General features: G+C 48.2%; 14 protein-coding genes and 4 pseudogenes. 13 read left to right on the top strand and 5 right to left on the bottom strand.

Annotated features, from left to right (window positions below; translation table 11 throughout):
- The 3 genes and pseudogenes from AXF19_RS15465 to AXF19_RS15470 all read right to left on the bottom strand — a co-directional run.
- Positions 1 to 463 (bottom strand): annotated as a pseudogene (locus tag AXF19_RS15465) (hypothetical protein); the annotation flags it as partial.
- Between the two features lie 201 nt (positions 464 to 664).
- Positions 665 to 877: a transposase gene (locus tag AXF19_RS09830; RefSeq protein ID WP_066848250.1), complete on the bottom strand. Its 213-nt coding sequence runs from the start codon at positions 875 to 877 to the stop codon at positions 665 to 667.
- Between the two features lie 9 nt (positions 878 to 886).
- Positions 887 to 1,831, bottom strand: a complete 945-nt coding sequence (locus tag AXF19_RS15470; protein WP_084784808.1) for an ISL3 family transposase — start codon at positions 1,829 to 1,831, stop codon at positions 887 to 889.
- 53 nt (positions 1,832 to 1,884) lie between these two features.
- Between AXF19_RS15470 and AXF19_RS13985 the strand changes: the two are divergent.
- Positions 1,885 to 2,202, top strand: a pseudogene (locus AXF19_RS13985) (zinc ribbon domain-containing protein); the annotation flags it as partial.
- Positions 2,187 to 3,758, top strand: coding sequence for a recombinase family protein (locus AXF19_RS09840; RefSeq protein WP_066848252.1), 1,572 nt, complete (start codon positions 2,187 to 2,189; stop codon positions 3,756 to 3,758). The pseudogene AXF19_RS13985 and the gene AXF19_RS09840, both read left to right, overlap by 16 nt.
- A 158-nt stretch (positions 3,759 to 3,916) precedes the next feature.
- On the opposite strand, the gene AXF19_RS09845 is transcribed toward AXF19_RS09840, so the two are convergent.
- Entirely contained in the window at positions 3,917 to 4,336 is a 420-nt protein-coding gene (locus AXF19_RS09845) for a pyridoxamine 5'-phosphate oxidase family protein (RefSeq protein WP_066848255.1), read from the bottom strand.
- A gap of 82 nt (positions 4,337 to 4,418) precedes the next feature.
- Between AXF19_RS09845 and AXF19_RS09850 the strand changes: the two genes are divergently transcribed.
- Positions 4,419 to 5,357 carry a helix-turn-helix transcriptional regulator gene (locus AXF19_RS09850; RefSeq protein WP_066848257.1) on the top strand — a complete coding sequence of 313 codons (939 nt, stop codon included), beginning with the start codon at positions 4,419 to 4,421 and terminating at the stop codon, positions 5,355 to 5,357.
- On the opposite strand, the gene AXF19_RS09855 is transcribed toward AXF19_RS09850, so the two are convergent.
- Positions 5,358 to 6,155 (bottom strand): SDR family NAD(P)-dependent oxidoreductase, encoded by a 798-nt coding sequence (locus AXF19_RS09855; protein WP_066848260.1) that lies wholly within the window; start codon positions 6,153 to 6,155, stop codon positions 5,358 to 5,360.
- Positions 6,156 to 6,221: 66 nt separating this feature from the next.
- Between AXF19_RS09855 and AXF19_RS09860 the strand changes: the two genes are divergently transcribed.
- From AXF19_RS09860 to AXF19_RS09895, 10 genes and pseudogenes are all read left to right on the top strand, one after another.
- Positions 6,222 to 6,593: a MerR family transcriptional regulator gene (locus AXF19_RS09860; protein ID WP_066848263.1), complete on the top strand. Its 372-nt coding sequence runs from the start codon at positions 6,222 to 6,224 to the stop codon at positions 6,591 to 6,593.
- A 153-nt stretch (positions 6,594 to 6,746) separates the two neighbouring features.
- On the top strand, positions 6,747 to 6,869 hold the full coding sequence (locus AXF19_RS15745; protein ID WP_257759436.1) for a hypothetical protein: 123 nt from the start codon (positions 6,747 to 6,749) through the stop codon (positions 6,867 to 6,869).
- A 12-nt stretch (positions 6,870 to 6,881) separates the two neighbouring features.
- Entirely contained in the window at positions 6,882 to 7,478 is a 597-nt protein-coding gene (locus tag AXF19_RS09865) for a hypothetical protein (RefSeq protein WP_066848265.1), read from the top strand.
- Positions 7,479 to 7,625: 147 nt separating this feature from the next.
- Positions 7,626 to 7,778 (top strand): annotated as a pseudogene (locus AXF19_RS09870) (magnesium chelatase domain-containing protein); the annotation flags it as partial.
- A 57-nt stretch (positions 7,779 to 7,835) separates the two neighbouring features.
- Positions 7,836 to 8,522, top strand: coding sequence for an MATE family efflux transporter (locus AXF19_RS15475; RefSeq protein ID WP_237141574.1), 687 nt, complete (start codon positions 7,836 to 7,838; stop codon positions 8,520 to 8,522).
- A gap of 39 nt (positions 8,523 to 8,561) precedes the next feature.
- Positions 8,562 to 9,212, top strand: a complete 651-nt coding sequence (locus AXF19_RS15480) for an MATE family efflux transporter (RefSeq protein ID WP_237141575.1) — start codon at positions 8,562 to 8,564, stop codon at positions 9,210 to 9,212.
- Positions 9,213 to 9,405: 193 nt separating this feature from the next.
- Positions 9,406 to 9,552: pseudogene (locus AXF19_RS09880) on the top strand (YifB family Mg chelatase-like AAA ATPase); the annotation flags it as partial.
- A gap of 35 nt (positions 9,553 to 9,587) precedes the next feature.
- Positions 9,588 to 10,994: a DUF389 domain-containing protein gene (locus AXF19_RS09885; protein ID WP_084784809.1), complete on the top strand. Its 1,407-nt coding sequence runs from the start codon at positions 9,588 to 9,590 to the stop codon at positions 10,992 to 10,994.
- A gap of 264 nt (positions 10,995 to 11,258) precedes the next feature.
- Complete coding sequence (locus tag AXF19_RS09890) at positions 11,259 to 12,356, top strand: YifB family Mg chelatase-like AAA ATPase (RefSeq protein WP_084784810.1); 1,098 nt, start codon at positions 11,259 to 11,261, stop codon at positions 12,354 to 12,356.
- A 198-nt stretch (positions 12,357 to 12,554) separates the two neighbouring features.
- Positions 12,555 to 14,759 carry a protein kinase domain-containing protein gene (locus AXF19_RS09895; RefSeq protein ID WP_172837379.1) on the top strand — a complete coding sequence of 735 codons (2,205 nt, stop codon included), beginning with the start codon at positions 12,555 to 12,557 and terminating at the stop codon, positions 14,757 to 14,759.
- The last annotated feature ends 42 nt before the right edge of the window (positions 14,760 to 14,801 follow it).

Here is a 14,801-nt window from a genome sequence, read left to right on the forward strand (position 1 = left end):
ACTCCCGTCGGTAGCCGCCGGGGCGCACGAGCTGCTCGTCCTCGAACGTGTTGTTGCAGTAGCTACATGTAAAGAAATGCTGCGTCGACTCACCCGTGAACTCTCCGCCGCAGAACGGGCAAACGAACGCCAGCTGTGTAACGCCCGCAAATGCGGCTACGGTCGTATCGTCCCAGAGAGCTAGCTTGTCTGCAATGCTGTTTTGGCGGTACTTCTGACTCAGCACACGTGCATCATGTGGGTTGACCGCCGACATCACCTCCACATGTCCCAGCTTCATCGCGCCGTCTATGACCTGCACCGGCTTGTGACGGAACGTGATCGGCGACGCCCAAAACTCCGCCTCCTCCCTCCACGGCACCGACGAGCCGCAGAACGCACAGACATAACTTGCCGTTTTCTGGTCAGAGTACATCGCACCGCCGCAGCTACGGCATTGTATCGCACGAACCTCCTCCGACATGAGGATCACCTGCCTTCGCATATGGGTGAGAATTGAGAGAAATTGATTGATTTTATTTTAACATGAAAATGATCGCCTGTGACCTGTCACAAATAGCAGGTTTTTGAAAAATATGGACGTTCCTTGTGATATACGTCCTTTTATTTTAGCTCCCATTAGAAGTTTGTTGGCTCTACTCCAAAACTAGTGGAAAAGTTATTTTCAGAACAGAACAGGCGTAGCTAATTTCAATTTTCCTGCAGCCAAGTAGATCATTGCGGCATAGCCTTCAAAGGTATGAAAACCTCTTGCCTTGCGCTTCGCCGCTTGAATCATCGCGTTGATTCCTTCGCAAATCGCGTTCGTCAGGCGCGTATGGAAATAGCTCAGTATTTCCTTGCTGTGATTCCTGAGCGTCAAGGCGGCATCCTTCATCGGTTTCAGTCAGCAGCGTCGCATCCATGAACACAGCTTGTCCAGTCGCTCCTGCGCCTCCATCATGGAGGTCGACGTATAGAAGTCATCCGGAGACTGGACAATCCGAAAGTGCGGCACCATGAACAGTTTGCGGCATAGGAACAGCTCCTTTTTCCGACCGGACTCTTTTTGCTCATCCTTACGCACCATATCCAAGGCTTTGAGCAGCACCTGTTTGACGTGAAATTTGTCGATGGTCTGTTTGGCGTTCGGAAACACTTCCCGGACGGCAGACAGGTAGCTTGCAGACATATCGCTGGTGACAGAATTGACGCTCTTCGTGTTGCCACCGTTCTTCTCCGGTTTTTCGCCCACGTTTTTGACCGCCGTTTTGTCGCGACCGGGTTCGACATCGAAGACACGGCTCCTTACTGTGTCGATGGCGACGGTGACGTATTTGTGCCCACGCCGAAAGGATGTCTCATCCATGGCGATGGAGCAGATATCGGAAAGATCCATACGATTTACCGCTTCGTGCACCCAATACGTAAGGATAGCGGCGAGCGACTTTTCGTCACAGCGAAGCAGACGGGAGGCTCTGGCACGAGGAACGTCTTGCAAGAGTAGCATGGCGTAGCCTTCGAACAGCAGGGTAAAGCGACTGTTCTTGCGCTCAAACGGCGCATTGACCTGCACTGTGCCGCATTTGTCGCAGAGAATACGGGGACGCTTGCAGTGGACATAACAGGGATAAAACAGGCAGTCCGCATGACGCTGGATACGTTCCCACGGCTCGTAGCCGTACCGTTTGGTCGGCGCACCGCAGACAGGACAGCACAACGCAGCCGTCTTGTCTATGCCCACATGTATATGGATTGCCGGCTCTTCCTCGTTAAATTCTGCGCCTATGATATACCATGGATCCTCCAGACGCAGTGATCCTGCGAGCATCTTGTCAAAATTCTCGACCATTTGTCATCACCCTGGACGATTATACCATTTCCACTACTTCGGGAGTAGAGCAAAAAAAGACTGCCCGCATCTACAACGGGCAGCGAGGAAGCAATCCCTTCACCAACAAAGTCTACTGCGCTTCCTGCGGAAGCAAGTGTGAGCGTGACACTTGGACGAAGGGAACTAAGGTGTGGGCTTGCAGTCAGCCGCGTACAAAGTGCCGACTGAAACGGCTGCCCGAATCCGAACTCAAGGAAGCGGCAGAATCCTTCTTCGGCGATGGCTACGAAGGGCAGATTGTGCAGAATGTCGAGCGGATTGTCATATCCGACCATGAAGTTGTTTTCCATTTGAAAGAAGGAGACGCATACCGATGGCAAAGACAGTGAGGGTGATTCCTGCAACGCCCAGAGTGTTTCGGTCAGAGACGGCAGCGGTGCATGGGCGACGTAAAACGGCAGGGTATGCCAGAGTTTCGACCGATCATGAAGAACAGGCTTCCAGTTATGAAATGCAGATGGCGCATTACAAGAACTACATCGAAAGCCGTGCAGACTGGGATTTCGTCGGCATGTATTCGGACGAGGGCATCAGCGGCACCAACACTAAGAAGCGGGACGGTTTCAACCAGATGATCGAGGATGCCCTTGCCGGCAAGATCGACCTCATCATCACAAAGTCGGTCAGCCGTTTCGCGAGAAACACAGTGGATTCTCTCCAGAACGTCCGCAAACTGAAGGAAAACGGCGTAGAGATCTATTTTGAAAAAGAGAACATATGGACATTTGATTCGCGCGGAGAACTCCTTATAACGATTATGTCGAGCCTCGCTCAGGAGGAGAGCCGCAGCATCTCGGAGAACACCACATGGGGCAAGCGCAAGCAGTTCGCCGAGGGCAAGACCAGTGTGGGCTACAGCGCATTCCTCGGCTATGACAAGGACTTCAAAATCAACGAAGAACAGGCGAAAGTGGTGAAGCTCATCTACAAACTCTTCCTTGGCGGGCGATCCTTCTATGCCATCACCAAGGAGTTAGAGAAGCGGGGCATCAAATCCCCATCGGGAAAGGACAAGTGGTACATCTCCACGGTACGTTCCATTCTTACCAACGAGAAGTATCGTGGCGATGCACTGATCCAGAAAGAGTACACGGCAGACTTTCTCGATAAAACGAGACGGAAGAACACGGGCGAGATTCCGCAATACTATGTGGAGGAACACCACGAGGCAATTATCCCGCCGGACTTATTCGACTTTGTGCAATCGGAGATAAAGCGTAGAGAGCAGAACGGCAAACACAGCGGCGTGAGCATCTTTGCGAACAAAATCAAATGCGGCTGCTGCGGCGGTTGGTACGGTGCAAAGGTGTGGCATTCGACGGACAAGTACCGCAGGGTGATCTATCGCTGCAACAAGAAATATGCCCACAAGCGCAAGCCGTGCAGTACGAGGCACTTGACGGAGGAGGAAATCAAACAGATTTTCGTCAAGGCTCTGAACTCCTTGGTGGAAGTCAAAGAGAATGTGATTGCGGAACTCAGATCCCTGATTGACGATATTTGTCAAACGAGGGAGCTGATGGAGGAGCGCGGTAGAGTAGAGCAGGAACTTCGTGTTTTGGCAGAACGGCTCGAAATACTGATTCGTGAGAATGCACGGGTGGCGCAGGATCAGAATGCGTATCTGAAACAGGAAACTGAGATTCGCGCACGCTATCTGGAAAAGCAGGGGCGTCTAGCGAGGTTGGATGAGCAAATTGCCGAGAGGGAGGGCAAGAGAAAGACCTTGGAGACCATGATTCAAGTGGTATATGGTATTGACGGGGAGCAGGTTGAGTTCGACGAGGAGCTATGGAGTGGGCTGCTTGATCACGTCGTAGTCAAGGAGGATGGCACGGCAGTCGTTGTTTTCAAGGGCGGGATTGAGATTGCGGTTGATGGATGAAGATATAAATTCAAGAGATCACCTTTCACGCAAAAGATTCCATCACGCAGAAGATTCCATTTACCAGAAGTAGCCTCGCAACAGACGCAGCAAAAAGGACGACCTTTCAGTCGCCCTAAGAAAGATGCCCTTCAATCATCGGTATGGGGCAGCAACACTCAAATCGTCACCGTTCCACTGTGCTCCATATCGACGGTCACTGTCGCAGTGGGAAATGTGATCTCGTAGACAATGAGTGCGTCACCGACCGCAGCAATTGTTTCGTCGTAGCCCGGAATCTTTGCTGTGAATCTATCGGCGAGGTCAAAGATACTGCGCTTGCTCTTTGCAGCAGTGCCGACGGCACGGACGTGTGCCGTTCCTCCGTCATGAGGGATTGTGGTGAACGAAACTGTATGGTTTGCGTCGATTTCACCAACCTTTGCATTGTCTGGAAAGGTTGCGAAGTAGACGAGCTTTTTCTCCTCTGCATAGACAAAATTCACAATGCGCACATGGGGCGTATTGTCCACCGATGTTGCAAGTGCGAGGTCTTGATGTGCTGCCATCAGGCGCAGAAATTCGTTACTTATGTTCATATCCATACTCCTTTTCTTTGTGTAATAGTTGTAGTATAGTATAAAAAGGTGTCAATTTGCGGCACCTTTATGGAGGATGTGTATGAATAAATCCGAGCGTCTGAACGATATGATACGTTATCTTTCGGGAAAGAACTCTTTTCGACTGCGTGATCTGATGGAGCGATACAGCATTTCGCGCAGCTCCGCTCTGCGCGATGTGCGTGCACTTGAGGAGTTGGGACTGCCAATTTTTACCCGTACAGGACGCGGCGGGTCATATGGGATTCTACCGAATCATCTACTTACGCCGATCCTTTTTACAGTAGATGAAATGTATGCGCTCTACGTTGCTATGCGTACGCTCGACTCATATCAGACCACACCGTTTCATCTGGATGTGGTGCGTCTGCGGGAGAAATTTGAGGAGTGCGCCCCTCTCCACAGGACATCCCTGCAGCGTATCGCGGATATTTTACGCCTTGATGTAACGAAGCACGCGAATGAGAGTGCATGTTTGCGGGATATTTTACAGTTTGCTGTAAAGGAGCAGCCCTGCGTGATTTATTATCAAAAGAAAGAACTGCGCCGCTATACAGTGCAGTTCTTCGAGATTCGCGCAGCGTATGGGCAGTGGTATGGGACGGCACACGATTTCGAGATGGGGCAGGCGCGTGTCTTTCGGTGTGACCGCATCACTGCGGTGGAGGAGTGTATGGATGTGGCGGGGATGCCTTTCTCGTCCTTTGCACGCTCCTCAGAGGAACTTTATCGCCGTGCAGATGCTCTCTCCTTTGTTGTCGAAATTACAGCAAAAGGACGAGATTTTTTTTATAAAGAACACTATCCATCCATGCGACTTGTGGAGGAGAATGGGCGGTACTATATCCATGGATTTTACAATGTGGGCGAGGAGGAGTTTATCGCGGATTACTTTATCCACTATGGAGCTGAAGTTCAAACGGTCGAGTCTATGGCACTCAGAGAGGTGATCCGTACACGGCTACGTACGTTGACGATGCATTATAAGGAGATGGCTTAATTACTCATCGACTACATTTTGATTATGTGCAGAACCCCCCGCATAGGGAAACTGTGGTAGGCACAAATGAAATGCGAAGGTCTCGCGATCAACGATACCGATTGTCTGGTCGCTATCGTATAGGGCGAGAAGGAACTCTGCCATTTGGCTGCTTGTGTGATAGGTGCCGAACGCCTTGTCATAGTCATAGGCGGCGTTGTTGTTCGCGACTGCGCCGAACTCGGTCTTCGTTGCAGCGGGGGCAAGGAGCTTTGCACGGAGCTTCGCGCCGCGTGCTATGAGTTCATGTGCGAGTCCCTCGGTGAATGCACTGACATAGAATTTTGTCGCGCAGTAGGTGACAGCAGTTGGGACAATGGTGTAGCCGCCGACGGAGGAAATGTTGATCAGCTGCGTATCTTCTATCTCAGCGAAGTCTCGTACGAAGAGTGTGGAAAAGACGGTCAGTGCCTCGATGTTTAGATGAAGCATTTGTCTGATTTTGTCAAGGTCGGATGTGCCGACTGCGCCATAGCTTCCAAAGCCCGCATTGTTGATCCATGTCCCAATAGGTAAGGGTTTTATTGTATCATAGACTTGTGTGACGTTCTCGACAGAAGAGAGATCGGCAGTTTTGATAACGATGTCCAGTGCCGGATGTGCGGCAAGAATCTCTTCCTTTAGGGCATTTAGTCGCTCTGTGCGCCGTGCAATAAGGATGAGGTTGTGTCCGCGCTCAGCGAATGCTTTTGCTGTCGACGCTCCGATGCCGGAGCTTGCTCCCGTGATGACGGTGTATCTGTTGTTTTGTTTGCTCATGATGAAATCCTCCTTCTGGCACTACTTTACAATGTAGAGTATACTCTATGTCAAGGAGAGGATTTTATGGAATATAGTATTGGTGAATTTTCACGGAAAACGGGGCTGGGAATTCATACGCTGCGTTACTATGAGCATGAGGGACTGCTCCTGCCGGAGCGTACGGCGGCGAATCGGCGGTGCTACTCTGAACGAGATGTTGCATGGGCAGCATTCATCCTGCGACTCAAGGAGACGGGGATGCCAATTCGGGAGATTCGGCGCTATGCTGCGTTGCGGGCAGAGGGCGACGATACTCTTTCAGCGCGGATGGAAATGCTCATAGGGCACCGTGCCAATCTTGCGGCAGAGGTGGAGAAGCTGCACGCACATATGGAGGCACTCGATGCCAAGATTGCATTTTATTGTGAGGCAATCGAGGAGCATGGTAAAGAATGATTTGATGTGGAGTGGGCTATGTTGTACGATATGCGTAGAAAAAGTGTTGCAGTGATACATGGGGGCACACATGTTTTGTAAAGAATCATTAGCCATCTTCCTTCATCCTGTGTTATAATTTTCTTATATTTGAAACGTAGGAGGGGAGAGCCGTTGTTTGCAAAGACCTATGGTGCGACGACCCTCGGGATAGATGGACGGATCATTGATGTAGAAGAGCATGAACTTTTTCTTGATTATCAAATTCCCCATTTCTATGGGGAAATGGCTATGTAGGAGGAGATAAGAATGGCAACGGTGATTTTTTGCAATATTGCATGGATGGAATACTATATGGGAATCACTGATTCGGATAAACCGCATAACGGTGGCTCTTGGGTGGGAGAAAGTAACGATGCAATGGAATCGCGTAATTTTCAGCCATACCAGGATAATTGCTATGGATATGTGCAGCAAAAGGGGTACACACTTAAGCTTGAGCGATTGGATAAGACGGCAGCAAAGGCTGATGTGTTGGATGATGTGACCGTTGTTTGGGTCGCTAAAGGGGAAGAAGGGAGTCGGATAGTAGGTTGGTATGAAAAAGCCGAGATGTATCGGGAGTGTCAGGAATTTGATGATGGTTCCTGCTACTATTTTATCACCAAAGCAATCAATGCTTATCTTATCCCGGTGAAAAAGAGAGATTTTCGCATGCCTCGCGCTTCTCAAGCAGGCAAGGGTAGAGGGATGGGGCAATCCAATGTCTGGTATGCGGATTCGGATTATGCCAAGAGCGAATATATTCCCCAGGTGCTGGAGTATTTGAAAAAATTAGAAAATACTGTTGCAATCACAGGTCTTAGCAACGAGGATAACGGAGACATTTGCAAGCACTTCAAATAAATTAGAGATGCTGAAATCTTACACATAGAGATTCCATTCGTCACCGTTGGCGTTTGGAATCTCTTTTCTTTTGCAAAGAATCATTAGCCATCTTCCCCTCTCTTGTGTTATAATTTTCTTATATTTGAAACGTAGGAGGGAAGGCCGTTGTTTGCAAAGACTTATGGTGCGACGACCCTCGGGATAGACGGACGGATTATCGACGTTGAGGTGGATGTATCGCCGGGGCTGCCGGGCTTTGAGCTGGTCGGGCTTCCCGATACGTCGGTGAAGGAGTCGAAGGAGCGCGTGCGGACGGCGAGATTTTCATTAATTCCGTGATTTTATTTGATAGGAGTTTGTATGTCCAAAGTCGTCATGATACCAAAGGAGAATCCGCTCGGTGTCGCACCTGTTGGGGGACTGATTCAGAAGTTTGCTCTTCCTGCAATCATCAGTATGCTCGTCAATACGATTTACAACATCTCAGATCAGATTTTTATTGGTCATATGGTTGGAATGTTAGGAAATGCAGCGACAAATGCTGCATTTCCCATTGTGATTCTGTCCACGGGATTGGCGCAGCTTGTGGGGATCGGAACAGCAGCAAATTTCAATATTTGCATCGGTGCAAAGGATAATGAAGCGGCAAGACGCTATGTGGGGACTGGTCTTATCATGTCGCTTATTCTTGGTATTGCTCTTGGCTGTTTTGTTTTCACGTTTCAGACGCCCATACTTCTCCTTTGTGGTGCAACGAAGAATGTTCTGCCGTTTGCGGAAAGCTATCTCGGAATCACTGCGCTCGGACTGCCTTTTTTGCTTTTCTTTACGGCAAATAATATGCTCGTTCGCGCGGATGGCAGCCCTGCCTATGCAATGCTCTGTATTGTCAGCGGCGCGGTGCTCAATATATTTCTGGATGCCCTCTTTATGATCGGGGTTGGGTGGGCGATTGAGGGTGCGGCACTCGCCACAGTCGTCGCCCAAATCATATCGTTTCTCATCTGCTTTCGCTATTTCTTCCGCTTCCGTGCTTTTACAATAACGCGTCTTACGTTGTGAATACAAGCGCATGAGATGATTGGCATCGCTAAATTAGGTTTGTCGAACTTTCTGAATCAGATCATCATGATGGTCGTCAGTGTAGTCCTCAATAACACACTGACATATTATGGAGCTATGAGCATATATGGTGAGGATATCCCACTTGCCGTGGCGGGGATTTTGACGAAACTCAACAGTGTTCTAAATGCTTTTACGGTCGGTCTAGCGCAGGGGTGTCAGCCAATTTTCAGCTTCAATATGGGTGCGGGGGACTACGGACGCATCAAGGAGACATATCGCAAAGCCCTCGTCACCGCATTTCTTTTGAGCGTTGCCATCTTTTTTGTCTTTCAGATCTTTCCCCGGCAGATCACGACTATTTTTGGCGGCGGATCGGAGCTTTACTTTGTATTTGCGGAGGAGTATCTACGGATCTATTTGATGATGGTCTGCATCAGCGGTGTGCAGCCGCTTACAATCAACTATTTCACGGCGGTCGGGAATGTGCGCACGGGACTCATGCTTTCACTCTCGCGGCAGGGATTGTTCCTCCTTCCGCTACTCGTTCTGTTGCCATGTCTCTTTGGTTTGGATGGCGTGCTCTACGCGGGACCCACCGCGGAAATTCTTGCATTTATCCTTGCAATGTCGACAATGTATCGGCATTGGCAGGAGTTGACCCATATGGAGCAAGATGTTCTTACTTAGGAGATTCACGGATAAAATGAAGTCTATCAGACTTGGTGCTGAATTTATTAGTGCCACACAAACTTACACAACAGAGATCCCGCTCGCCCTACCTAGCGTTTGGAATCTCTTTTCTTTTGCAAAGAATCACTAGCAATCTTCCCCTCTCTTGTGTTATAATTCTCTTATATTTGAAACGTGGGAGGGAAGGCCGTTGTTTGCAAAGACCTATGGTGCGACGACCCTCGGGATAGACGGACGGATTATCGACGTTGAGGTGGATGTGTCACCGGGGCTGCCGAGTTTTGAACTGGTCGGGCTTCCCGATACGTCGGTAAAGGAATTAACTATGTTCGTAAGAGCGTGGTATTATTTCTATAAATAACGAACATCCTAATGATAGAGACCGAAGGAGCTGTTTGTTTGATTTTGAATCAGCTGAAAGTTTTTTTTGATTTGCGCGGCGACACTGCATCGATCCAGGAAATTACAGAGCGAATCAACGCCGGCGTGCGATTCAGGGGAACGAATCTCAGTGTTCTGATCCTGGCGATCTTTATCGCCTCCATTGGGCTCAATATGAACAGCACGGCGGTCATCATCGGTGCGATGCTGATCTCTCCGCTGATGGGGTCGATCCTTGGAATTGGCTATGGGCTTGCCCGTTATGACAGCACATACATTCGTTCCAGTGCAGGAAGTCTGCTCGCCCAAGTGATCATTTCGGTTGCCACATCGACGCTTTATTTTTCCCTCACACCGATCGATGGCCCTTCGTCGGAACTGCTTGCACGAACATCGCCGACCATCTGGGACGTTTTGATTGCTGTCTTTGGCGGCTTGGCAGGAATCATCGGCGTAACACGCAAAGAGGGCGGGAATGTCATCCCTGGTGTTGCGATTGCAACAGCTCTGATGCCTCCTCTCTGCACCGCAGGATATGGCATTGCTACGGGCGTTATGGCGTACACCGTGGGTGCACTCTACCTGTTCTTTATCAACAGCTTCTTTATCTGTCTGACGGCGTTCATCGTCCTGAAAATCATTGACATTCCCTCAAAGATAGAGCGCAACTCCGTGGAATTTTCAAGACAGAAACGCTACCTGATGGCCTTTGCAGTGCTTGTCACGCTGCCCAGCTGTTTCTTTGCGTATCAAAGCGTGCAGGAAAATCTGGAGAACGAGCAGGCGAAGATTTATATCGAGGAGAATTTCAAAGCACCACCTCGTCTGGCAATCTCCTATACTTTGGATAACGAGAAGAAAATGCTGACAGTGTTTACGATTGCCGGAATATCGGAGGATGATTTGACGGTATTGACAGAGAAACTGCATGAAAAGGCACATCTTAGACCGTTCCGGTTGGAGGTGTTTTCTGCGGAAACGGTGGAAGAGAGAGAAAAGATGGAGGCGATGATCGATCAGAGACTCAGCGAGGTCGAAAAAAGTGCCATTCCCTCTATGCAGGAGCAGCAGACTGTGACCGCACTCAAGTCTGCCCGCGAGGAAAGCGAGAAGCAGGGAGCTTACATATTGGTTTGGAATCGTGAGGCTCGTATCGTATTTCCGCAAATCTCCCGCATCGCTGTCGGGAGTGTACGCGCACCTTCCGGGACTGGGGATAAATCGGCTGCTCTGAGTGAAACGCAAATTGCGTTCATATATCTGCAATCGGATATGGACGAAGCGTCGCGTGCTCGCTTGACCGAATGGATTTCGGACAAAGCAAAGAACCGTGTAGAGGTGCACTTCCTTCCTGAAGTCCCGGCAACAAATGAAAACAAAGGAGGAACTGTATCTTAGGACGGAGTCCACATATCGTGAAAAAACATGAAACTACATAATCATTCAGATTGTGTCATTCTGTGCGTCTTTCATTAGAGGCTCTTCATAGAGAAGGAGTGCATCTTTTTCCAGATAAGCTACCAAGCTTATAACACACAACAAGAGATTCCACTTGTCACACTTGATGCTTGGAATCTCTTTTCTTTTGCAAAGAATCATTAGCCATCTTCCCCTCTTTTGTGTTATAATTTTCTTATATTTGAAACATGGGAGGGAAGGCCGTTGTTTGCAAAGACTTATGGTGCGACGACCCTCGGGATTGACGGACGGATTATCGACGTTGAGGTGGATGTATCGCCGGGGCTGCCGGGCTTTGAACTGGTGGGGCTTCCCGATACGTCGGTGAAGGAGTCGAAGGAGCGCGTGCGCACTGCGATTCGCAACTCCGGCATTCAGCTGCGGCAGGAACGGGTGACGGTGAATCTTGCGCCCGCCGATGTGCGAAAGGACAGTTCGGGGCTTGATCTGCCGATTGCGGTTGGTCTCCTTGCATCCTACGGTATGGTTCCCGAGGCGGCAGTGCAGGGCGCACTGTTCTCGGCAGAGCTTTCCCTCGATGGGAACTGCCGACCGATCAGCGGCATTCTCCCGATGGCAATCACGGCGCGGGAACACGGATTAACGGAGTTCTACGTTGCTCCCTCCAATGCAGACGAGGCACTCCTCATTGATGGACTGAAGGTCTATGCGGTCGAGAATCTGGGGCAGTTGGTACGCCATCTGACGGGAACGGAAACGCTGACCCCCGCCGCGCAAAAACAAATCAAAGACACAAAAGACAATGCCTTTACCGATGACTTTGCGGATGTGCAGGGACAGTATCAGGCGAAGCGTGCGCTTGAGATTGCAGCGGCGGGTGGGCATAATGTCCTGATGGTCGGCGTACCCGGCTCGGGAAAGACGATGCTGGCACGTCGGATGCCTTCGATTCTGCCGGAGCTGACAAAGGAAGAAGCCATCGAGATCACGAAGATATACAGCATCTCGGGGCTGCTCGGCAAGGATACGGGGCTTTTGACCACGCGTCCCTTCCGCAGTCCGCATCATACCTCCTCGACGGTGGCGATGATCGGCGGCGGGAGCATTCCGCGTCCGGGTGAGGTGACGCTTGCCCATCACGGCGTGCTCTTTCTTGATGAGCTGCCGGAGTTCAGCAAGAAGACGCTTGAGGTGCTGCGTGAGCCGATCGAGGATCGTCAGATTACGGTGTCGCGTGCGAACGCGACGCTGACCTTTCCCTCTAGTATCATTTTGGTAGCGGCAATGAACGAAGTAACGTCGATAACGATACAATATGAGGATAAACAGGTAGCTATTTAAAAATTGTGACTATCAGTTATTCTTAAAAATTATTCTTTGATATGGGCGGTAGCACGCATGTTTTTGCTACTTCCCTATATTATTATTGACAGAAAGACAAAAGGATATGTCGTATTTTTGTCATGGTTTTCTATACAATATGTTATATAGTATAATCTAAGCGTATTAGAGGATGTTATGTGGGAGAGGAAAGAAATTATGTCGAAGAAATCACGATCCTGTGATAGCTGGAAAAGAAAGTATGAGGTGATATCAGAGGAAAAACAAGAAGGAGGAAATGGTTTCGTTTATTTTGTTAGGAAGGATGGAGAAGAATATGCGCTTAAACAACTCAAAGAGAAATATATTCGCAGTGATAAAGAGAAGAGAAAGCGATTTATAGTGGAAATTCAAACGGTGAAAAGAGTTTCTGGGTATATCACTGGAATATTACCTATCTTCGATGATTCTCCTTCGGAATACTGGTATGTTATGCCTCGTGCACAGCCAATCATGAACAAAATTAAACAGGACCTATGTGATATCAATAAAATTACAGAGTTTGTTCTGGAATTGTCAGATTCGTTGGTGCAGCTACATGATAAAAGAATTTTTCATCGCGATATTAAGCCGTCAAACATATATTTTTATAAGGAGAGAGCATGTCTTTCTGATTTTGGTTTGGTTGATTGCTCCGAACAGGATGAACGATTTACAAAGTCTGACAAGGGGTTGGGTGCCATCTTCACGATTGCTCCTGAAATGAAGCGGAATCCAAAGGTAGCGGATGGAGGAAAGGCAGATGTGTTCTCACTCGCAAAAACATTTTGGATGTTCTTGACAGGTGATGAACGTGGTTTTGACGGTCCATATGATCGTGTCGATAATACACAGGCGTTGTCAAAACATGAACAGTATAAGAATATACATTTGGTAGAACTTGAGGAACTTCTTCGTGATGCAACTGATAATGCACCGGAACATCGACCGAACATGAAAGAATTTCATGAGCGACTTGTTGAGTGGAGGAGGATTCAAAAAGATGATGTGAAGTCTCAAGATAGTGAATGGAATTTTTTGTCGCACCTATTGTTTGGACAAAATATTGCATCTTCTGCCATATGGGCAGGGGCTGAAACTATCATGAATGTACTGAATGAGCTTGCAAGGCTGCCCGTATTTAACCATATGTTTCTGCCGACAAATGGAGGAATGGACTTTTTTCAAGCAGAACTTGCTGGGGAGAAAGGGTGTCTTTATCTTTATACAGATCTTTTTCAATGTTATGTTGTGAAGCCCAAAGCCTTGTATTTTGAAGGATTTGGAATAGACTACCGTTGGAACTATTTCATGTTGGAACTAGAGGAATTGGAACCAATTCTCACAACGGATAAAGATCAGCTTAGTGAGTACTTGGTGGAAGATACACCCGGACATTATGTATCAGCACAGAATGCACCTTATAAAGTTTATGATTATGATAGTGGTGAAAAACTACCAGAGGGCTTTCGTGTTGTAATGCGCTATCTCAGAGGGAAGTTTTTAATCACAGAAAAATACGGACCTTATAATGGCATTACCGGAGTCTATGATGCGCGTCACAATATGTGCGAAACCTGGAAATTTCGAGAGTATATATCAAAGCTTCTAACCGTCACAAATGCTGTAAAACAACTGGGGATAGAAGAAGATCAAGTTCTGCATCAATTTAATGCTAATCCATTTACCCCTCCTATGGAAAATCTTCCATCTACTTCAAGGAAAACGATGAAGGAATATATTGAGAAATCTGTGAAAAAATGGGATTTTAGCGGAGGGCTTAGAATGGATGAGCCATGCGGTAAGATTAGCGTAATCTTTCAGTTGAACGAATACAAGCTTTGTCGAGATGGTTTCTTTCACCAGAATCCTACTCCCTCAGATGTCTATCATCTTTTTTGCCGCTCTCGTATGGAAGAGCTGCATACATATATGCTAGATTATATTCGTCATCATTATGGTAGGACAGAATACGATATGAAAGATTTCACTGATCCGTATATAGAAGTGCATATTGATTATCGAGAAAATCCTACACATCTTTTTGACGAGGAAGAGATTCGGGTATTGATGAAAGAGGCAGATGACCGCAAGAACAATGTACTTGTCATTGATGAAGAGGGGTATGCACATATCCTGACTGACTTACGGCAGGAATGCTGGTATCCTGTTCATCAGGAGGCATGGTTTGCAGGAAATGTTTATGTAGGAAAATACTCTGAGCTCTTAGATGTAAAGCGTTCCTATGAAAATTTACTATATGGTTGGCTTGAATACCTAAAAAACAGGACTCCTGTTTTTGCAGATGAGCAGTTATCATATGGAAGACTGACGGTTTTAGAATGTTTGGATGAGATCAGGTCCTTTTATAAGGAAAGCCCTTGAGAAACGCCTTCCTTTATCCTGATGGAAATGGTGCTCGTGATA

It is taken from the genome of Selenomonas sp. oral taxon 126, from assembly GCF_001683335.1.
Classification (GTDB): domain Bacteria; phylum Bacillota; class Negativicutes; order Selenomonadales; family Selenomonadaceae; genus Centipeda.